The sequence below is a fragment of the Xanthomonas sp. DAR 35659 genome (assembly GCF_041242975.1).
Lineage (GTDB): Bacteria > Pseudomonadota > Gammaproteobacteria > Xanthomonadales > Xanthomonadaceae > Xanthomonas_A > Xanthomonas_A medicagonis.
The window spans coordinates 1,599,260-1,617,474 of record NZ_CP162488.1 but is presented as its reverse complement, the minus strand read 5'-3'; the positions used below and the strand labels follow the sequence as shown (position 1 = coordinate 1,617,474).

The following is an 18,215-nucleotide window of genomic DNA, read 5'->3' as shown; positions in this document are numbered from 1 at the left end:
TATCAATTTTGTAGGTACAACCATGCGTCTGAAACGTTCGGATGGCAAGAGCGGCTGCGCCGTCGAAGTCACGCTGTCGGTGATCGGCGGGGTCTGGAAGCCCGTCATCCTGTTCCACCTGCTCCCTGGGAAGAAGCGCTTCATGGAGCTGACGCGCCTGATCCCCAACGCCACGCAGCGCATGTTGACGTTGCAATTGCGCGAGCTCGAGGAGGACGGGGTCATCGTCCGGCACGTCTATCCGCAGGTGCCGCCCAAGGTCGAATACGCGCTGACGCCGCTGGGCGAATCCCTCGCGCCAGTCCTGATCAGCCTGCGCGAATGGGGCGAGTCGTATCGCAGCAGCGAGATGCCGCGCGCGTCCGCGGCCCCGACATGCGCGCGTGGCGAAGCGATGGCGACGTGACTTGACGTCGCACACGAGCCTCCAGAAAGCGGCCAGACCGACTTTCCGAGTATGACCATGCGCTCCCTTTCTGAAACCCTGCAGCAGATCGAAAACTTCTCGTCTCGCGATGGCGATTGGCGCCCACTGGATCTGCTTCTCGAGGAAGTATGGGCATCAAGCGACTTGCCGCCGGAAGTGCTGCCTGTGGTGTTCGGCATCTTCGAGCGCTTTCCGGAAGACGATGGCGCAGGCGTACTCTGGTCCATCGTGCACGGCGTCGAAGCACTCTCCCTGGACTATGTCCCCGCATTGCAGCAGTCACATCGACGCAGGCCCTCTCTCATGTCCGACATCATGCTGAGCAGAGCGGTCAATGCGCAGAGACAGGGCTGATACCGCTCATTACTTAACCGCTTCTTCGATGTTTGCCCGCTCCTAGCGGGAAGCCGGCTGTACTGACTAAGGCCTCCCTGCTACCGATGGGTACTCCCTCCATGCCCACCTCCTAGCGCAACGCCAGGATAGACGCACCCGCGCTCCGTGGCGCCCCCCCCAAACGCCTTTGCAGGCGCTGGACGATGCCCACCGACGCAGATCTTGCGATACTTTCCGCGCGACCACACCAATCTTCGCCTAAGCGAACGTGCCAGCGACCAACGCTTAGGCAAATGGAATGTTCCAGGGGAAACACGCTCGTGATTCTAGCTTTAGCACTTCTCTGTGCCTTCATGGGCGCCGTCTTTCTTGTCGGCTGCTTCATCAGAGTGGATTCGCCTGCCTTCATCTCTCGAGCCGCAGGAGATCGGGCCAAGATCGCAAAACTCCACTCGCTGCAGGAGGCATGGGACCGGCTAGGAAAGGCCAGGCAGTTCTTCGTTTGCTGCACCGCCTACCTGATCATGGCGGCCGGCTTGCTGCTGTTGTGGCATGACCCGCGATTGGCCCGGTACTTCTGGATGGTTCCAGCGCTGTACGCCATCGATCTTGCTGTCATTCTTCAGATCAAGCGATATGCGAGTTCCGTTCTGGATCGGCAATCCATTGGCCACACCGAAGTTCTGGAAGTAATCAACCAGCACATCAACATGTCCGTCGCGTTAAGCATCATCTTTGTGGTCCTGGCACTCCGAAAATAGACGACCGCAAGGAGCGCGGGCGTCGGAACGCCCTTTGCTTCTCTGTCAGCCCAGCCTTCGGTAGCTCAACCGCTAGTCCTCCTCGATCACGTAACACGGAGATGGCGGCGTGGGGACAGCATGCTCGACAACCGGGCTGACCCAATGCGCCAAGCTCTCGTGGAGCGACGTCACCGCCTGTACCGGCGCTTCGCTGAAGACCTTCATCTTGAATTGGGTGACCGCATCGGTGATCTGCGCGTCGACGCTTGTGGGAAGCGCCATGCCTCGCTCGTGGATGACGTGCATGGTGTCGCAAAGGGGGCGGCGGCTCAGTCGGCCGATGATGGCGGCGACGCGATCACGTTCTGCGCACGCGCTGCGTCGACCATTTCCTGCATTTGCTGCGCAAGCACGGCGAAATGACGATCGAACTGCGCCTGCACCTCGCGCCTGATCGTTTCGGCCAGCAGGTCGGCGCGGGGGTCCACCGACGGCCTTCCATCTAGATCCAGACCCGCGTGTCCCTTCGGCAAGCCCATGTCCTGCGCCGCTGCTAACGCGATCGCATCATGCACTGCCTGGTCGCCCTCGCGCATGGCGGTATCGACGCTGCGCCCCGCCGCATCGATCCGCTGCCGCGCGCGCTCGATCTCGGCAGCGTGTGACGACGCAGCCGGACGGAGCGCCTCGCTTGTCCCCTGCGATGCGCTCTGAGTCGCCACTGCGAATGCGCGCAATTGTGCGCGCTCGGCATCGGACAAGTCGCGGCCCAACCATTGGCGGGTGAAGTCGTACAAGGCCTGCGTCTTCGTATCCGGGGTTTCGGTCATGCGCTGCTCCCTGCGATCGTTGATGTGGTGGATGCCGTCATGCGGCGACGCGCGGCCGCCTATGCAGCGTGCGCTTAGCGGCTACCTGGCATCGGAATGCGTCGGTGCGTAGTCGCTGTTGCCGTCCTGCCCGTCCCCCTTACCCGGTGCAACCGCCGACACGGCAACGATGGCATCGGCCGGCAGGTCGATTCCTTGAAGTTGCGGGGCATCGTCGGCCGTCGCCACCATCTGCTTGAGCAAGGCGGCTTGCGCCGCCAAGGCGGTCTTGCTGTCCTCGCCGAAGTAAGTGTCCGCCGACAGCACAGCCAGGCCCGACGCATGGCTGATGCGTATCGCAACGCCCTCCCCGATCGGTACGGTTGCTTCAGCGTGGGTCGCGGCGGGCGCGGACTCGGATGCAGCGCCGGCCGCCGTCGGTAACGCGACGATCTCTGTGACGCGATCGTCGCGACGGTCGCTCCGCTCGGCGGCCTCGGTTGCCTGTACGGTGGCTTGCCCCGCGGTTTCGTCGCTTGCATTCGGCAGCATCATGTTCTCCTCGCATGGGCTTGGCAGGATGATGTGCGTCGCCTCGACCGCATGCGCCGCGACGCGGACGAGCCACGCGTGTGAAGTTGAGCATACCGCGTCGAACGACTGCGCCATCGACTTTGGATCACGAATTGTGTTGATCGGCTGCGTCGATGCCGCCCCTACCCTTAACCCATGTCCTGGCGCGCTCCACGCCACCTGATCCAGGAGGCACAGACTCCACGCCGGAGGCAGCTGAGGCGAGAACTAGGCCTGTTCATGCGCCCCAGGCCCGATCTAACATTTCATGCAAGCCGCTCGCTTCGAGGATTGGCTTGATTCCAGTGCCCCGCCAGAGGCGCTTCGCCCAAGGAAGATCACTACATGAAACCCGCACTTTCGCTATCTTTGGCAGCATGCGCCACGGCGGCATTGTTGATGCTGGTGTCCTGCAAGCCAGGCGAGCAGCAGCCCCCTGCAAAGCCTCCAGTCGAGGCGCCACGGGCGCCATCCGCCCACGAGCGTCCAATACCAGCCAAAGCCAAAGCCGTGGTGGACGCCGCCCGCGAACGGACTCGCCTTGGCGAGCGCTACGATCCCAGCTACTTCACCATCGGATTCCCGGGCGGCGATGTCCCGAACGATCGTGGTGTCTGCTCCGACGTCGTCGTGCGCGCGTATCGAGCGATTGGACTCGACCTGCAGGTCCTGGTGCACGACGACATGAGCCGCGCGTTCAACGCCTATCCGAAGATGTGGGGCCTGACGCGCACCGACAAGAACATCGACCATCGCCGCGTTCCCAACCTCCGCACCTTCTTCACCAGAGCGGGGGCATCCCTCCACGTCACCGCGTCGCCAGGCGACTACAGGCCAGGCGATCTCGTGACATGGACCCTGCCCAGGAACCTGCCGCATATCGGCATTGTGTCCGATCGCGTCGCCCCTGGAACCGATAGACCCCTGATCCTGCACAACATCGGTGCCGGCACGTCGGAGGACGACGTGCTGTTCGCTTATCCGATCACGGGCCACTACCGGTACTATCCGGATGGGGCCTGACACATGACGGTCGCCATAAAAACCAACGGGCAGTGACAAGGTTAGGACCCAAATAGCGGCGCAGCACTCCCACGCCATTGATCAAGCCTTCGGTAGCTGGTCCTTTCATACGGCAGGCTATACGCAATGGCCAATGTGGCGTTCATCGCCTAACCGGAGCCGCAACGCCTCGCGACAGTCCTGTTAACCGCCGCTTTAGTAATGCTAGCTAGAGGTTCCAGTGAAGCTACACGGATACGCCGAAGAAGGACTCCCGATCGAGGACATCGCTCCTGCCGAGTTGGCCGAAGTCACTCTGGTTGCCACGCCGGAAGAACTTCGCCGCATCGCGCGGTTTCTCGAGTCCTGTGCGCACGACATGGAGGCGCGAGGTCGCTCATGGGAGCATGAGCACCTGTCCGACCGGGACCCCTCGTTCGAATCGTCTCCGCACTTCGTGGTGTTCAATCCGGAGTACGCCAAATGACATCCAAGCGCACCCGTGGGCGGAACGCATCCGTCGCATCGCTGACCCGGACCACATGCCGCATACGCCAAATGACATCCAAGCGCACCCGTGGGCGGAACGCATCCGTCGCATCGCTGACCCGGACCACATGCCGCAATGGATAGCATCGCCCTTCTCCAGCAGTGGTACCTGCAGCAGTGCAACGGGGACTGGGAGCATTCCTGGGGCGTGCGAATCGAGACGCTGGACAATCCAGGCTGGAAGTTGGAGATCAACCTTACGGGCACCTCGCTCGAGGGCCGGCACTTCACACCTGTCCATTACGGCCTATTCGAACAGGCGGAAACCAGCGGGAACGAGTGGATCTCCTGCAAGGTCGAGCACAATCGGTTCAGTGCCGCGGGCGGGCCGCTCAAGCTCGACGAGATCGTCGACGTCTTCCTGCGGTGGGCCGGGCTTGCCGCCTGACAGACGTGTGCAGGCCGACGCTGCACACATGCTGACATCCACGTCGCTCAGCCGCTGATGATTCGACCGTCAAGGAAGATTTCTCCGCTGTTTGGCTGAGTACAGCGGCTGCTCGCTCCATGGACCCGGGTCAGCTTCATAAATGACCGCGCCACGTAACGGACCAGGCCGGATCACCTCCGGCTTCCCTCTCCCGCGCATTCATTTGAATTCCCTGTCGTGATGGCGGAAGCTAGACGGCGGTACAAACGGGACCTGGGCAAAGGCAAGGGAATCGCCTCACCGGATCCAGCGCCGCGCACACCGGCAGGATGAAGACAGACATGGACTTATCCAACCACTCCACGTTCGACTGGCGGCAATTCCCGGAAGGACGCGCCAGATTTTCGGGTGGCGTCCGCGGCATCATGGAGAAGCAGCGCCATGCAACATTCGCCGCCGAGGTGGATGGCGAGGAATACCTTGGCGAAGTTGGAAACGCGTTCCTGTCCAAGGGCAAGGACTACAACATCGAAGTACGCTCATTCGGCCATGGCCGCGATGGCGACATCGGAATGCGATGCCAGGAGCATGCCGCGTCTTCACTGCGGCGGAAACACGCACCACTCAAGCACTGTTTGCCCGACTGGTTGCTGCCGGCATGCGTTATCCGACCAGGCCAGTCGCTCTAAGGCAGTCCCCGGACGCCCACCTCATGGGTCAGATTTTCTTCAAGGTTGGATGGATCATCACACGCCAAGAGCGACACGATTGCACGCGTTGACGCCAATGCTGGAAAATCCGCCGAATAGCCGAAATTCACGATCATTCGATAGGGAGCGACAGACATGGAGCTACATGACCACCCCACGTTCGCCTGGCTGGAGTTCCCCGAAGGGCGAGCACGGTTTTCCGGCCTGGTCCGGGGCGTCGACGAGTTGGGGCACGAGACATTCGCGGTCGAGGTGGATGGCGTCGAGTTCTTTGGAGAAATCGAAAGAGCGTTCCTGCCAAATGACAACGACTACAACATCGAGGTGGTCTCGTTCGGCTACGGCAGCGAGAAGTCGCTTGGGATGCCGATGCTTGCCGGATGTCAGGTCTTCTCGCAAGCCCAAATCAATAAGGTTCAGGCGCTGATCGTTCAACTGATCCTGGCCGGCGCGCAGTTTTCGGATAGGCCGTCGCTGCTGACGGAATATCCAAACGCCCACTTCATGGGTCAGGTCATTTTCCGGGACGGCTGGGCGTTGGTGGCGGATGAGGCGGTCACGTCATGAGCGACGACTACTCCAAGCAAATCGAACAGATCAAGAGGGCGACCACACTGGAGGAAATCCAGGCGGTCGCGCGGCAGTATCCTGCCAAAGCAACGGCCGATGGGGGCATCCTCTACAGCAGGCCGGTCGGGGAAGTCGCATCCGAGGCGATCGCCTTGGAATTGTCGAGCAAGACCGGCCTGCCGGTCATCAACAACACGCCGAGGGCGCAGTTCCTTGCCGATCCCGACGTCACCAAGGCCATTCGCGGCGCCGCGGAACGCGTCTTCATGGGACAAGGGCAGACCCTCGCGCAAGCCGGAGAGTCGGCCAGCAGCTTCCTCTTTGGCGATCCAAAGGCGGTGGCCAGAAGCGCCACCTCGCTCGAAGGCTGCCTATGGGGCGAGGCGTCCCATGAATTCGCCGGCTCGCTGCGCGGCGACATCAAGGTGGTCGCCACCAACGCGAACATCGAGCGCGTGTTCGGCAAGGTGGAACTGCCCGCCGTTCTGGACAATCCCAACGTCAGGACTCTGGGCGGGCAACCGGTGAGCGAGCTGAAAGTGCTCTACGCCCAGGGCGGCGCCGATGCCGTGCTGCCGAAGGTGCAGGCGCAATTCATCGAGGCGGTTCCCAAGGGCGTGTTCGTGTCGCCCGACAATGTCGGGCCGAAGGTCAACAAGGTCACGCTCTCGCAAGAGGCGGCCGCCACCCTCGGCGCCGACGCCACCAAGTTCTCCCCCGCCGCCGAACTGGCGAATGCCGGCCTGCCCCGTGCGCCCACCGGCTTGAACGCCCCTGCTCCAGCGGCGGCGGTCGGCGAAGCGGCCATCACCGGCGAGGCGGTGGCAGCGTCCAAGGGTGGCCTGCGTCCCGGCATGCTCTCGAAGGGCGGCACCGTGATCGCGGTGGCCGCGCTGGCCTACGACTTCACCACCACCGGGCATCAGGTAGTGAAGCTGGAGGCGCAGGGCAACACGACAGGAGCAGAGTCGGCGAAGACCCACTTCATCGGCCGCAACGTCGGCGGGATCGGCGGCGGCATCGCGGTCGGCTTCCTGGCCGGCGCCGGCTATGGCCTGGCGGGCGGCTCGCCGAGTGGTCCGGGTGCGCTGGTCACCTCGGCGATCGGCGGTGTGGCGGGCGGCGTCGGCGGTGCCTTCCTTGGCGAGAAATGGGCACAACAGAAGGACATCGAGCGGGTCTTCACCCAGAAGGACCGGGACGGCAACGAATGGAGCCGCGACCCGAACGATCCGAAAGGCACCTGGTCGCGAGTGGCCGAAACGCAACAGCTCAACGCGTCCACCACCGCGGCACCGGAGAGCGGAAGCCCCACCTACAGCAAGGTCCGCTACGTGGCCGGCGATGTGCTAGCCAACCAGCTCAACTACCAGTCCGCCAACGCCTCCTACGAGTTGGGATTGGCGCATGTCTCGAAGCCGCAGGATCCCTATTCGATTCCGGCCGGCAAAGGCGACACCCGCAGCCTGGATGGCGAAGGTCCCTGGATCCGCAATCCGCAGACCCAGGCCTGGTCGCGGACGGTGGTCGATCAGTACATCGAGCACGGCATGAAGGTCACCCATGGCGAAGTCGCCACGCCGCAGCGCGCGGCCGAACTGGAGCAGGCCTCGAAGTTGATCATCGCCCAGAACGCGGCCAATACGCCGGCGGCGATCGCCGGCCGCTACCAGGTGGCGTACAACCAGTTCGGCTGGCATCAGTACGGCGACGTGCCCGCGGCGGTGAAGAACGCCAGCGCGCAGACGGACACCTTGCAGGCCTCCGATGGCCACACCTACACGCGTGGCGCCAATGGCGAGTGGACGACGCCCGGCATGATCTACGGCACCAACCAGGCCGAGGGCAACATCCGCAACGAGCTCAACGAGGTGCATCGCAGCCAGCAGGCCGGCTTGCAGGACTATGCCGCCATGGCCGCCGAGGCGCAGGCCAATCCGACGCTGCCGAAACCCATGCCGATGCGCGGCATGGTGGCCAGCGCCTACGCCGGCGCCGGCATCGCCCGCACCGACGCGGAGATCGACGCGGCCACCGCGGCCGTCGCCAGCACCCATGCGCGCCAGGGGCTGGATGCCGGCAAGCCCTACTCGCTGATGCTGCAGCCCGATCCCAAGACCGGCCGTCCCGGGCCGAACAGCGCGATCGTAACGATGATGGACGATGGCCGCGACGGCTTCCTGTCCGACAGCAAGATGGTGCCCAAGGCCATCACCACCGCGGACGAGATCCGGCAGGCGCAAACGCCAGCATCGCCGCGGCCGGCCGCTCCCGCCCCAACCCCCGCCGGCGACGCCAAGCCGGCTCAGCATTCGCAGGCGCCGCTTCCGGCGAACGCCGCGCCAGGCGCGGCCACGGCCAGCATCGTGCCGGCGGCCGCATCCGGCGGCGAACACGCGCTGCGACTGCAGCCAAACGATCAGGCGCTCTTCGCCAAGCTCAGGAGCGACACGCCGCCACAGGTCTCGGACGCGCATGTGGCTCACGCCATGCTGCTGGGCAAGAAGGAAGGCATGACGGACGTCGGCATGATCGGCAGCGTGAAGCTGTCGGGCGAGACGCTGTGGGTGACCGGAACCACGCCGGGTTTCCGGGTGGCGGTGGACACCAACCAGGCCGTTCCGCCTTTGCAGGAAACCGCGCAGCAAGCGCTGGCCTTCAATCGCGCGCAGGATCAGCAACTCGCGCAGGACGCCATGCAGCGGCAGGCGGACGCGTCCGGTCGCGGCGGACCGACCGTCTGACGCGCGAAGCGCGCCGGTCCGCGGCGCGCTTTCTCCATTCCCTGATCGCGAATCGCTTATGCCCATCACCATCACCGCCGAAAGCGAACTGATCGTCGGCACCGCGCTGGTCGTGGAGGCGCAGGCTCCACAACCCCCCTTCGTTGCCGTGTTCGAAGACGACGGCGACACCGGGTATTTCTATGCGCTGGACACCTCGGTCGACGACAACCCCATCCAGGACGCGCTGCACATCTACAACGCCGCCGACGTCGCCGACAAACAGCGGCCGTCCGAGATCAAGATCGGCTGGTCGCAGGACGGCAAGAAGGTGGTCCTGCTGATCAACGGCCATCCGCATGCGATCTTCGATTTCGAAGCGAAGCGCGGCTACTGCCGGACCGGGTTCCCGCCGGCACCGGAAGACAGTCCGTGGGGTGTGCACGGACATGCGTGGAGCGATGCGGCGGTGGAGCTGTTCGCGTAGCGCGCCGGTTGGCGGTCGCGTGGGTGCCGCGTCGCTGAGATGGTTGCGCCGGTAGGCGACAAGCCGACGTACCGATGCGTTCGGCGCCGGCATCGGCCAGGGCGCCGCGCCCGCAGCACCGGCAACGTGGCGGCAGCGGCACGACCTCGTGCATTCAGCGTGCCGCACCGGCGCTCACTTCGAGCATTTGAAGCTCGCAGATCTGGGCGGCGCCGGTGACCGGACAGGAAGTTCAGGCGCACGAACGAAGCATTGACCGCCGGAAGTGGCCGATCTTCATGGGCCCGATCGGCTGCCTGCGCGCCCCTGAACCACGCACGGTCGCGGAACACCTAACCGCGAACCTCCGCATCAACGGGCAGTCGTCGTCCGCTCCATCGCCGTCACGGTATTGAAGGTCACCGACTATCTGAATTGCAGTTCCAGGGTGGCGACGGAGCGAGCAAGCTGGGCGCGCTCCAGGTCGTGGTTGGGCGCGCCCACGGCCGAGGGCCCATCCGATCCGGATTTCACGCCTTGCGACTGACGGCGCCATTGCCTCGCTCACGATCCGGATAGGGATCAGTCCCGATGCACGATCACACCTAAATCCAGTCCCGTCAGACGACCTGCGGCCGCGACGGCTGTACATCCGAGAAGCTTTCCGACAGGCGGGTGCGATGCCAGCACGGCCAAGCCGAGAGCGGCCGGCAAGCAAATCGGAGATAGGGTATGACTCGGTACCGTGGATCCTCGCGGCCGTCCGCAAGGCCATCCTGCCGCCAGCGACCCCAGCACGTGGTATTTAATTCATAATAAATAGGTATCTTCAATGCCGGCATAGGACCGGACCACCATGCTGCGCTCCCTGCTGTTCCCCCTGCTGCCGTTGCTGTCCCTATGGGCCGTCCGCGCGATCGCCGCGCCTGTTGGGCCGGCTGCGCCCACCCCGGTCACGCCTTCGCCGATCGTCTACCGTGAACTCGTCAACGCCGTTGCGCCCACCGCGCAATGCCACGCCTCGACCCTGCTGGAAACCCGCGACGGCCTGCTCGCCGCATGGTTCGGCGGGCGCCACGAAGGCGCGGACGATGTCGGCATCTGGGTCGCGCGCCGCGATGCGCACGGCTGGGCACCACCGCAGCGCGTGGCCGACGGCACTCAGCCGCAGGGCGCACCGCTGCCGGCATGGAACCCGGTGCTGTTCCAGCCCAGGCACGGCCCGCTACGGCTGTTCTACAAGGTCGGCCCCGACCCGAAGCGCTGGTGGGGCATGCAGATCACCTCCACCGATGGCGGCGCGCACTGGTCCACGCCGGTGCGCCTGCCCGACGGCATCCTCGGCCCGATCAAGAACAAGCCGGTGCAACTAGCCAACGGGCGCATCTTCAGCCCGAGCAGCAGCGAGGACGCGGGCTGGGTCGCGCACATCGAGTGGTCCGACGACGACGGCGTGCACTGGACCCGCGGCCCGGCACTGAACGACCCGGCCAGGATCGGCGCGATCCAGCCCAGCCTGCTCGTGCACCGCGACGGTCGCATCCAGGCGATCGGCCGCAGCCGGCAGAATCACGTGTTCAGCACCTGGTCGCGCGACGGCGGCCGCCACTGGGAACCGATGACCTTGCTGGACCTGGCCAACCCGAACTCCGGCACCGACGCGGTGATGCTGGCCGACGGCCGTGCGCTGTTGGTGTACAACCCCACCGCGTCCGGCAAGGACTGGTGGGACGGCCGCGGCACGCTGGCGGTGGCACTGTCCGACGACGGCACGCACTGGACGCGCGTGTTGACCCTGGAAGACAGCCCCAAATACGAATTCTCCTACCCGGCGGTGATCCAGACTCGCGACGGCCTGGTGCACATCAGCTACACCTGGAAACGCGCCCGCATCAAGCACGTGGTGCTGGACCCGAAGCGGCTGAGCGCCGCCGTGGCTGCGCCTGACGGCAAGCGCTGAGGCGTTGCCAGGGACCGCGGCGCTGCTGCGACGTTCACTGCGGCGTCGTATCGGATTCGTGCCTGGAGTGAATGCCTAGCCCGACAGCGCAGGCACCCACGATGCTCCAGTTGGCGTAGGCGAAAAGGTTGCGCCAAGACAGGCGACATCCGCAACGGCACTCGGAGCTAAAGCCCCGACCACAGCACGCCCTCAGGCATGGCCCGCCCCCTGTAGGAGCGGCTTCAGCCGCGACACAACCCACAACGCGATAGCGAACTCCAGCAGCATTGGGAACTCCTGCCACAACACACAGGCAACCCGACCTCATGCACCTGTGGGAACGACTTCGGTCGCGACGAGCGAACCCGCCCACCTCCCCAACTTGCGCACCACCGGGGACGGAATCCTCCTACAACATCGCACCTACTGCACCCACTGCCAGCGATACCCACGACCACTCCAGCGCCATACCATCACCGCGAACACATCACACAAAACCGCCCGCATCCGCTACTCCGCCAGCGACGCCACCATCCGCCGCACCCGCTCCACATCGGTCTGCATGCGATCGCCCCCCAGGCTGCGCACATGCGGATGCGACGTCAGCGCCCGCGATGCCAGCGCCCCACGCGCCGACCCATGGAACTCGCGCGCACCGGTCAGCGCACGCAGCCGCGCGAGATTGGCATCGGACACCCCGGACCCCGGCATCACGCTCAAGCGCGTGCCGGCCTGCCGCACCAATTCGGCGATCAGCCCGGCTCCCTCTTCCGCGGTCTCCCGCGCACCCGAGGTCAACACGCGTTCGCAACCGAGCGCGATCGCATCCTCCAACGCACGCCGCGGATCGGCGCTGACATCGATGGCGCGATGGAAGGTGACACCGAGCGACCCGGCGGCCGCGATCAGTACGCGCATCGTCGCCATATCGACCTCGCCGGCCGGATCCAGCGCGCCCAGCACCACCCCGTCGCAGCCCAGCCGCACGCATTGCTCCACGTCGCGGCGCATCGCCTCCACTTCCGCCGCGTCGAACACGAAATCGCCGACCCGCGGGCGGATGAGCACGTACAGAGGAATCGTCAGACGATCGCGCACCACCGCCAGCGTGCCGAAAGACGGCGTCAGGCCACCGCCATCCAGGCCGCCGCACAACTCCACCCGCATCGCCCCGCCGGCCTGCGCCGCCAGCGCCGAGCCGATCGAATCGGCGGCCACTTCCAGGCCCATCGTCATCGCCTTGCTCATGCGGCGGGCTTCGCGAAATGGCTCTGCCCGGGCAGCAGCAGATCCTGCCGCTGCGCATCGCAGACCGCATAGCTGAAACCGGGTTGGATCGCGAACGCGCCGACCTCGCCGCGCTTGTTCATCGCCAGGAACCCGACCTGCAGGTCGCGGGTCAACTCCGGCTTGCGCCGCACGATGCGCATGACCACCTCGCGGCAGGCTTCGGCCGGGCTCTTGCCCTGGCGCATCATCTCCACCACCGCGAAGCTGCCGACATTGCGGATCACTTCCTCGCCGACGCCGGTGGAGGTCGCGCCACCGACCTCGTTATCCACATATAACCCGGCGCCGATGATCGGACTGTCGCCGACCCGACCGTGCATCTTCCACGCCATGCCACTGGTAGTGCAGGCCCCGGACAGATTGCCGTGCGCGTCCAGCGCCAGCATGCCGATGGTGTCGTGGTTGTCCTTGCCGCCGGGTAGCGTGCCCTTCTGGTAGGCGCGGTTCTCGATGTTGGCTTCCGGCTTGTACTCGGAAGTCTTCAGCCATTCCTTCCACGCCTTTTCCGACGCTGGCGTGAGCAGGCGGGTGCGCTCGAAGCCCTGCGCCAGCGCGAACTGCAGCGCGCCGTCGCCGACCAGCATCACGTGCGGCGTCTTCTCCATCACCCGCCGCGCCACCGAGATCGCATGCACGATGTCCTCCAGCGCCGCCACCGACCCGCAGCCGCCGGTGTGATCCATGATGCAGGCATCCAGCGTGACCCGCCCATCGCGATCGGGATAGCCGCCGAGCCCAACGGTGGGATTGTTGGGGTCGGCTTCCGGCACCTTCACCCCGGCCTCCACCGCATCCAGCGCCGCACCACCGCGCGCCAGTACCTGCCACGCGGCCTGGTTGGCTGCGATGCCGAAGTCCCAGGTGGAGATCACTCGGGCCGCGCCGCGTGGCAGAGGTGCGACGCCACCGCTGGCGGCCGCCCGCGCGCGCGGCAACGCGGTAGCCAGGCCAGTGGCGATGGCACCGAAAGCGGCAGTCTTCAGGAAGTGGCGGCGTTCGTGCATGAGTGGCTCCGGCGCAGGGAAGGATGGATGCCGCGCAAGGAAGAGCGCGGCCGGCCTTACATCATGCGGCAGAGCATGTTGGGATGGTAAGAGTGACGGTGAACTACATTACCTGCGTTGCTCTGAGTCGGGCTCGATCATGGCGCCGGCCAGGTGTAGAAGCAGCCTATCGAAGTGAATCAAACAGCGCTTGGGCTGCCTGCCTGACATGCGCAGCCGGATCATCGAGATAAGGCGCTACCAGATAAGAATTATCAACGGATATAAGCCCATCCAGTTCGTCGATTGCGTTTTCTCGAACAATTGAGTCTTCGTCATCTAGACTAGCCAGCAACAGCGAAAGCGCGCCCTTACCAAGAGCACTTTTCGCGTACCTGAGAGCTGCCCCCTGACATAGGGGGAAGGATGATTGAGCTGTGAGGAAATGATCGGCCACTCCAGTGAACCGATCCATCTCAGCCCATCAATAGCAGCAGCGACAACTAGTGCATCATCATGATGAAGAAACTTTTTGATCACCAACCCACTATCAGCAGAGGAGGCCATTCCCAAGCCGCAGATCCCGGCACGCAAACGTTTACTGGAGAGAACATCCAACATCGCCTCCAATGCATGCCGATAATCATTTGCCAGCTCAGCAGCGACCACATCATAGAAATCGTCGTCATCTATTACTTCACAAAAGAACAAGCCCATCAACTCATCAAACGACTTTCCCGCCAGATTAATCGAAGCAGTCATTAACGCACCAATAGGCATACCGAATTCCATCAATACTTCTACCACGGCTGAAGCTCATACTGTTGATCGCGTCGTAGGTCAGCGAGGTCCCCCAACGCGTTCAGAGGATGGCTTGTAGCTACTCCAGCGGTGCTCGCCCCTGAATATCCTCGATCCGAAAAGTGCATTTATTGACCGAATACTTAGCACCAGCACCCTTTATAGTCCCACCAGGGTAATTGTACGGCAAGAACTTAACCGTATAGTTATCCCGCTCCAAAACAGCGATCACCTGGTAACTCTCTATCTTCCTTAAAAATTCCCTCATCGGCTTACTTTCAGGCTGCGCAGACACCTTGGACAAGAACGTAGAAAAGTCCTGATAAGACTGATCGATAGCTCGGACTATTCCCCCCTCCTGGCATTTTGGAGCAGGTGCAAGAGGCTCTCCTTTCGCCATTGTTGCGATGACCGAAATTAGCAAAGCACCGACGACAGCGATGAATTTAGCACTCATTTTCGCAGCCATATTTCTTCCTCCGCGAGGCGGGCAAGGCCAATCTTTATATTTCGGCATCCAGATAAAGCACACCCTAGCCAGGTGCCGGAATGAAGTCAACGACCCGGCTTTTTAAATCAAGAATTAACCAATGCTCTACCCCCGGGGGCCGAGGGGCATTTGCCGGATACTTTTTCGATATAGCAAACCAGCTAGTCGTATCTTTGCAATCCTTCCGATCAATAAGCTGGAAATCACTCAACCCACGCACCTCCATCTGAAGCTTGACTTCAGCCGGAGGATTTCTATCAACACCAAGACTAATCCTACAGTCTTCTGCAAGAGCAAGAGTCGGACTTGTCGATAGAATCAATATCCAAAAGCATCGCATTTTCTGTCCCCCACGTCACTACAACTTTACTTAAACGATCTAGCGGTGTGGAAGCTCCAGATCCAGGTCACAGTACCAGAACGGTCGCCGAATCGTGCGGGCGCGGTCCAGCACCGCCCATCAGGTAGATATTCCAGCAGACGGAGGTCGGGCCGCACATCACCCGATGTATCGTGGCCCAGCAAAGATGTACATACAGGTTGGTCCCGATTGCCTGGGCCATTCAGTCGGGTAGCTTTCCGGCCTCGCCAGCGCTGTCAGAAAAACCTACGCAACTACTTTCCACCATTGCCACTGATAAGGCTTTTATCTATCGAAGCAGAATTTGAACACTAAAGAAGTTCCACCTCGTTCTTTTTTACATCCCATGAAACAAGCTTCATAACACCGGGCGGCCAGGTTTGCGAAGGCGGAAAATCCGGCGGCAAAGCATACCAAGTTACATTGGCACCGCACACGGCTCGGTTAACCAGCTGAAATCCCTCCATCCCCTCCCCCCTAAGCTTCTCTTTAACTACGGCCGGCACTTTGTGATCTACTCCAGGAAAATGCTTGCAAGGCTCCCCCGCAAAAACGGCTGAAATCATTGACGCCAAAAATATTAGAATCCATAGGCTTCGCACTCTCTATCCTCCCGGCGCCTGGTTGCTTCAAGAAGGTTGCGCTTTGCATTCGCACTGGCGTAACAGATTCACTTAGTTCGACATGAAAGGGGCCTACGGCGCGGGAGGAGCGAGCACCACAAAGTAGCGCACGCTTGGCATTGCATCAAGCGGCAGAGCAGACGTAAAAATTAAGGCAAACCATTTGACGGAGCATTTGTCTCTATATCGCCGCATACTTCAGGGGCACCGCTCTCGAGACTGAACCTCTTACGAGCTATGGTTCAGACAGCCTCTAGTGTGGCGTTCCGTTGATAACTTTGCAGAGCCGTTCGATCTTGGCGAGGATCGAGGCGGCGGTCGCAGTCCATTTGAACGGTCGCGGGTTTTGATTGTAGTGCTCCACGAAGGCGTTGATCTTGCGCTTTAGATCGGCCACCGAGTCGAAAGAGCCGCGCCTGATCGCGCGTTGGGTGATCAGGCCGAACCAGCGCTCGACCTGATTGAGCCAGGAGCCGTAGGTCGGCGTGTAGTGGATGTGGTAGCGCGGCCGCTTGGCCAGCCATGCCTTGATCCTGGCGTGCTTGTGGGTGGCGTAGTTGTCGCAGATCAGATGCACGTCCAGATCCTGCGGCACCTGCTCGTCTACATGTCGCAGGAATGAGAGAAACTCCTGATGTCGGTGCAGGGGTTTGCACTGGGTGATGACGCTGCCGTTGGCGATGTCCAGCGCGGCAAATAGGGTCGTGGTGCCATGGCGCACGTAGTCGTGCGTGATGCCTTCGACGTACCCCAACCCCATCGGCAGCACCGGCTGGGTACGCTCCAAGGCCTGTACCTGACTCTTCTCGTCCACACACAGCACCAACGCATGATCCGGCGGGTTCAGATACAGGCCGACGATGTCACGCACCTTCTCGATGAAAAATGGATCGGTGGAGAGCTTGAAGCTCTTGGAGCGATGCGGCTGCAGGCCGAACAGCGTCATGTAGCGGTGGACGGTGGTGGTGGAAAGTCCTGTCTCCACCGCCAGCGTGCGGCGCGACCAGTGCGTGTGACCTTTCGGCTTGCGCGTCAGGGCGGTGTTGACCAGTTCAGCCACTTTCTCATCGCTGGTCGTGCGCGGCCGGCCGGGCTTGAGTTCGTTATGCAGGCCGGCAATGCCGCGCTCGCGATAACGGGTACGCCACAACGTGACCGTCGGACGGCTCACGCCATAGCGATGCGCGATCGTCGTCTGCGGTTCACCGTCGGCCATGCGCAGGATCATCTGTGCGCGGCGCGACAAGGCCGCCGGCAAACTTTGCGATCGGGCTATCGACTCCAGTTGCACACGATCGTCGGCGCTGACAACCAACGGTTTGGCGGGTCGTCCCATGAGCGAGCGCTCCAGCTTCCAAAGGTCATCCTTGGACAATGCCAGATAAGAAAAGTTACATGCGGAACGCCACACTAGATCGTCATGCACAAACCCAAAGACGATGCAAGAAACTGCAAATCACCGACCCTTACCATCGGCCACAAAATCGAAAACCACGGCACCCGACGGCTTTTCGACGTCTGGGAAAGCCACCAATTTATTTCCAGGATGATGAAAAATCATCACCCCATATGGAGTTGAGCACTTCCCATTCGCTATCCTATAAAAATTAATAAATACACGATCATCTTCCGCCTCATACTCCCACTTACCAATGCCATCGACATCGCCGACCGCCGCGGAATCAGAGCACGCTATAGATGACGGAAATCCTTTGGCCTCAAATTTTCCATCGACGCCAAGTTTTAATTCCCTGGTCTTCGCACTTGACTGCTTACTACTCCAGACTCCAGAAATACTATCCCCCGACCCAGACCTTCCGCAATTAGAAATCAATCCAATAGCGATAAAGGCAAATAAGTTCCTCATTTCTCATATCCGCATTGAGACAAGTCAAACTTCAAGTCAAACATATGGGTTACTTCAGACATTGGCCCTTATGACCTTCAGCGATGCAATGGTGTCGAAGCCTAAAGCTAGTGCGCCGCCCGAAGCCTACAGACCAAGGGAATGAGCTATGTGCCAATCCAAAATGGATCAACTGCACCGAACGCATTCCATACTAACGTATTCGAATATGCTGCCCCCCCCTGCCAGCCCAATTGAATCACTCTGCCCATACTGCCCTGTGCTGAGTCGTAATCCCTGAAATAGTTCTGATTGAACCTGTCGCCGCATCGTAGCGCTGCCCCGGGAAGCGCTTGTCGAACACAAAGGCGGTTCCGTCCTTGTCCCGGTATTGGTTCGCGGGTGTTGCCCGAAGCTTCGCACTTCAGGTTCTAGGTCCAGATTGCCACGTCACGCACACCGCGCGAGGGTGCCAAGTTGGTCCGGCTGCACATAGTGCAAGCTGTTCTTGGCCAGTACCCATCGGCAGATCATCCAGCCAGATGGCCTGTCGTAGCGGCACGCCATTACTTCGGCATTTTGGCTAAATCGATCTGTAATT

Annotated in this window: 20 protein-coding genes and 1 pseudogene; 11 read left to right on the top strand and 10 right to left on the bottom strand. The window is 62.1% G+C overall.

All coding sequences use genetic code 11. The annotated features are described in order from the left end of the window. Window positions 1-22 precede the first annotated feature (22 nt). The 3 genes from AB3X07_RS06860 (at window position 23) to AB3X07_RS06850 (ending at window position 1,524) form a co-directional block, all read left to right on the top strand. The gene (locus AB3X07_RS06860) at window positions 23-406 is read left to right on the top strand and encodes a winged helix-turn-helix transcriptional regulator (protein ID WP_369943683.1); all 384 of its coding nucleotides are present in this window, start codon (window positions 23-25) and stop codon (window positions 404-406) included. Between the two features lie 51 nt (window positions 407-457). Beyond that, window positions 458-781, top strand: coding sequence for a hypothetical protein (locus AB3X07_RS06855; protein ID WP_369943682.1), 324 nt, complete (start codon window positions 458-460; stop codon window positions 779-781). A gap of 335 nt (window positions 782-1,116) precedes the next feature. Further along, a complete protein-coding gene (locus tag AB3X07_RS06850) occupies window positions 1,117-1,524 on the top strand; it encodes a hypothetical protein (RefSeq protein WP_369943681.1) in 408 nt (135 codons plus the stop codon). 72 nt (window positions 1,525-1,596) lie between these two features. Here the strand turns inward: AB3X07_RS06850 and AB3X07_RS06845 are convergent, their stop codons facing one another. From AB3X07_RS06845 to AB3X07_RS06835, 3 genes are all read right to left on the bottom strand, one after another. After that, window positions 1,597-1,788, bottom strand: a complete 192-nt coding sequence (locus tag AB3X07_RS06845; RefSeq protein ID WP_369943680.1) for a RebB family R body protein — start codon at window positions 1,786-1,788, stop codon at window positions 1,597-1,599. A gap of 47 nt (window positions 1,789-1,835) precedes the next feature. After that, entirely contained in the window at window positions 1,836-2,336 is a 501-nt protein-coding gene (locus AB3X07_RS06840; RefSeq protein ID WP_369943679.1) for a hypothetical protein, read from the bottom strand. Window positions 2,337-2,417: 81 nt separating this feature from the next. After that, window positions 2,418-2,984: a hypothetical protein gene (locus tag AB3X07_RS06835; protein ID WP_369943678.1), complete on the bottom strand. Its 567-nt coding sequence runs from the start codon at window positions 2,982-2,984 to the stop codon at window positions 2,418-2,420. 249 nt (window positions 2,985-3,233) lie between these two features. Between AB3X07_RS06835 and AB3X07_RS06830 the strand changes: the two genes are divergently transcribed. The 8 genes from AB3X07_RS06830 to AB3X07_RS06795 all read left to right on the top strand — a co-directional run bounded on the left by AB3X07_RS06830 (window position 3,234) and on the right by AB3X07_RS06795 (window position 11,238). Then, window positions 3,234-3,911, top strand: coding sequence for a DUF1287 domain-containing protein (locus tag AB3X07_RS06830; RefSeq protein ID WP_369943677.1), 678 nt, complete (start codon window positions 3,234-3,236; stop codon window positions 3,909-3,911). A gap of 220 nt (window positions 3,912-4,131) precedes the next feature. Further along, on the top strand, window positions 4,132-4,377 hold the full coding sequence (locus AB3X07_RS06825) for an Imm32 family immunity protein (RefSeq protein ID WP_369943676.1): 246 nt from the start codon (window positions 4,132-4,134) through the stop codon (window positions 4,375-4,377). Between the two features lie 138 nt (window positions 4,378-4,515). Then, window positions 4,516-4,827, top strand: a complete 312-nt coding sequence (locus AB3X07_RS06820; protein ID WP_369943675.1) for an immunity 53 family protein — start codon at window positions 4,516-4,518, stop codon at window positions 4,825-4,827. A gap of 323 nt (window positions 4,828-5,150) precedes the next feature. Continuing rightward, window positions 5,151-5,498 carry a hypothetical protein gene (locus tag AB3X07_RS06815; RefSeq protein ID WP_369943674.1) on the top strand — a complete coding sequence of 116 codons (348 nt, stop codon included), beginning with the start codon at window positions 5,151-5,153 and terminating at the stop codon, window positions 5,496-5,498. A gap of 156 nt (window positions 5,499-5,654) precedes the next feature. Then, window positions 5,655-6,086: a hypothetical protein gene (locus AB3X07_RS06810; RefSeq protein ID WP_369943673.1), complete on the top strand. Its 432-nt coding sequence runs from the start codon at window positions 5,655-5,657 to the stop codon at window positions 6,084-6,086. Continuing rightward, on the top strand, window positions 6,083-8,833 hold the full coding sequence (locus tag AB3X07_RS06805; RefSeq protein ID WP_369943672.1) for a hypothetical protein: 2,751 nt from the start codon (window positions 6,083-6,085) through the stop codon (window positions 8,831-8,833). Before AB3X07_RS06810 ends, AB3X07_RS06805 begins: the two co-directional genes overlap by 4 nt. A gap of 58 nt (window positions 8,834-8,891) precedes the next feature. Next, complete coding sequence (locus AB3X07_RS06800; protein WP_369943671.1) at window positions 8,892-9,299, top strand: DUF2251 domain-containing protein; 408 nt, start codon at window positions 8,892-8,894, stop codon at window positions 9,297-9,299. 835 nt (window positions 9,300-10,134) lie between these two features. Next, the gene (locus tag AB3X07_RS06795; protein ID WP_369943670.1) at window positions 10,135-11,238 is read left to right on the top strand and encodes a sialidase family protein; all 1,104 of its coding nucleotides are present in this window, start codon (window positions 10,135-10,137) and stop codon (window positions 11,236-11,238) included. 492 nt (window positions 11,239-11,730) lie between these two features. Here AB3X07_RS06795 and AB3X07_RS06790 read toward each other — a convergent pair whose 3' ends face one another. The 7 genes and pseudogenes from AB3X07_RS06790 to AB3X07_RS06760 form a co-directional block, all read right to left on the bottom strand. Continuing rightward, entirely contained in the window at window positions 11,731-12,450 is a 720-nt protein-coding gene (locus AB3X07_RS06790) for a copper homeostasis protein CutC (RefSeq protein ID WP_369944679.1), read from the bottom strand. Between the two features lie 14 nt (window positions 12,451-12,464). Beyond that, window positions 12,465-13,514 carry a N(4)-(beta-N-acetylglucosaminyl)-L-asparaginase gene (locus AB3X07_RS06785; RefSeq protein WP_369943669.1) on the bottom strand — a complete coding sequence of 350 codons (1,050 nt, stop codon included), beginning with the start codon at window positions 13,512-13,514 and terminating at the stop codon, window positions 12,465-12,467. A 318-nt stretch (window positions 13,515-13,832) separates the two neighbouring features. Next, the gene (locus AB3X07_RS06780) at window positions 13,833-14,285 is read right to left on the bottom strand and encodes a hypothetical protein (RefSeq protein WP_369943668.1); all 453 of its coding nucleotides are present in this window, start codon (window positions 14,283-14,285) and stop codon (window positions 13,833-13,835) included. 88 nt (window positions 14,286-14,373) lie between these two features. Continuing rightward, window positions 14,374-14,751, bottom strand: a complete 378-nt coding sequence (locus AB3X07_RS06775) for a hypothetical protein (RefSeq protein WP_369943667.1) — start codon at window positions 14,749-14,751, stop codon at window positions 14,374-14,376. A 1,270-nt stretch (window positions 14,752-16,021) separates the two neighbouring features. After that, entirely contained in the window at window positions 16,022-17,104 is a 1,083-nt protein-coding gene (locus AB3X07_RS06770; RefSeq protein ID WP_369943666.1) for an IS630 family transposase, read from the bottom strand. A 120-nt stretch (window positions 17,105-17,224) separates the two neighbouring features. Next, window positions 17,225-17,635: a hypothetical protein gene (locus tag AB3X07_RS06765; RefSeq protein WP_369943665.1), complete on the bottom strand. Its 411-nt coding sequence runs from the start codon at window positions 17,633-17,635 to the stop codon at window positions 17,225-17,227. 195 nt (window positions 17,636-17,830) lie between these two features. Then, window positions 17,831-18,185: pseudogene (locus AB3X07_RS06760) on the bottom strand (RHS repeat protein); the annotation flags it as partial. Window positions 18,186-18,215: the final 30 nt, after the last annotated feature.

What these genes read in the sequence shown, in the direction of transcription:
- AB3X07_RS06860 (WP_369943683.1), top strand. Translation starts at nt 23, where the DNA reads ATGCGTCTGAAACGTTCGGATGGCAAGAGCGGCTGCGCCGTCGAAGTC.
- AB3X07_RS06855 (WP_369943682.1), top strand. Translation starts at nt 458, where the DNA reads ATGACCATGCGCTCCCTTTCTGAAACCCTGCAGCAGATCGAAAACTTC.
- AB3X07_RS06850 (WP_369943681.1), top strand. Translation starts at nt 1,117, where the DNA reads ATGGGCGCCGTCTTTCTTGTCGGCTGCTTCATCAGAGTGGATTCGCCT.
- AB3X07_RS06845 (WP_369943680.1), bottom strand. Translation starts at nt 1,788, where the DNA reads ATGGCGCTTCCCACAAGCGTCGACGCGCAGATCACCGATGCGGTCACC.
- AB3X07_RS06840 (WP_369943679.1), bottom strand. Translation starts at nt 2,336, where the DNA reads ATGACCGAAACCCCGGATACGAAGACGCAGGCCTTGTACGACTTCACC.
- AB3X07_RS06835 (WP_369943678.1), bottom strand. Translation starts at nt 2,984, where the DNA reads ATGGCGCAGTCGTTCGACGCGGTATGCTCAACTTCACACGCGTGGCTC.
- AB3X07_RS06830 (WP_369943677.1), top strand. Translation starts at nt 3,234, where the DNA reads ATGAAACCCGCACTTTCGCTATCTTTGGCAGCATGCGCCACGGCGGCA.
- AB3X07_RS06820 (WP_369943675.1), top strand. Translation starts at nt 4,516, where the DNA reads ATGGATAGCATCGCCCTTCTCCAGCAGTGGTACCTGCAGCAGTGCAAC.
- AB3X07_RS06815 (WP_369943674.1), top strand. Translation starts at nt 5,151, where the DNA reads ATGGACTTATCCAACCACTCCACGTTCGACTGGCGGCAATTCCCGGAA.
- AB3X07_RS06810 (WP_369943673.1), top strand. Translation starts at nt 5,655, where the DNA reads ATGGAGCTACATGACCACCCCACGTTCGCCTGGCTGGAGTTCCCCGAA.
- AB3X07_RS06805 (WP_369943672.1), top strand. Translation starts at nt 6,083, where the DNA reads ATGAGCGACGACTACTCCAAGCAAATCGAACAGATCAAGAGGGCGACC.
- AB3X07_RS06800 (WP_369943671.1), top strand. Translation starts at nt 8,892, where the DNA reads ATGCCCATCACCATCACCGCCGAAAGCGAACTGATCGTCGGCACCGCG.
- AB3X07_RS06795 (WP_369943670.1), top strand. Translation starts at nt 10,135, where the DNA reads ATGCTGCGCTCCCTGCTGTTCCCCCTGCTGCCGTTGCTGTCCCTATGG.
- AB3X07_RS06790 (WP_369944679.1), bottom strand. Translation starts at nt 12,450, where the DNA reads ATGGGCCTGGAAGTGGCCGCCGATTCGATCGGCTCGGCGCTGGCGGCG.
- AB3X07_RS06785 (WP_369943669.1), bottom strand. Translation starts at nt 13,514, where the DNA reads ATGCACGAACGCCGCCACTTCCTGAAGACTGCCGCTTTCGGTGCCATC.
- AB3X07_RS06780 (WP_369943668.1), bottom strand. Translation starts at nt 14,285, where the DNA reads ATGGAATTCGGTATGCCTATTGGTGCGTTAATGACTGCTTCGATTAAT.
- AB3X07_RS06775 (WP_369943667.1), bottom strand. Translation starts at nt 14,751, where the DNA reads ATGAGTGCTAAATTCATCGCTGTCGTCGGTGCTTTGCTAATTTCGGTC.
- AB3X07_RS06770 (WP_369943666.1), bottom strand. Translation starts at nt 17,104, where the DNA reads ATGGGACGACCCGCCAAACCGTTGGTTGTCAGCGCCGACGATCGTGTG.
- AB3X07_RS06765 (WP_369943665.1), bottom strand. Translation starts at nt 17,635, where the DNA reads ATGAGGAACTTATTTGCCTTTATCGCTATTGGATTGATTTCTAATTGC.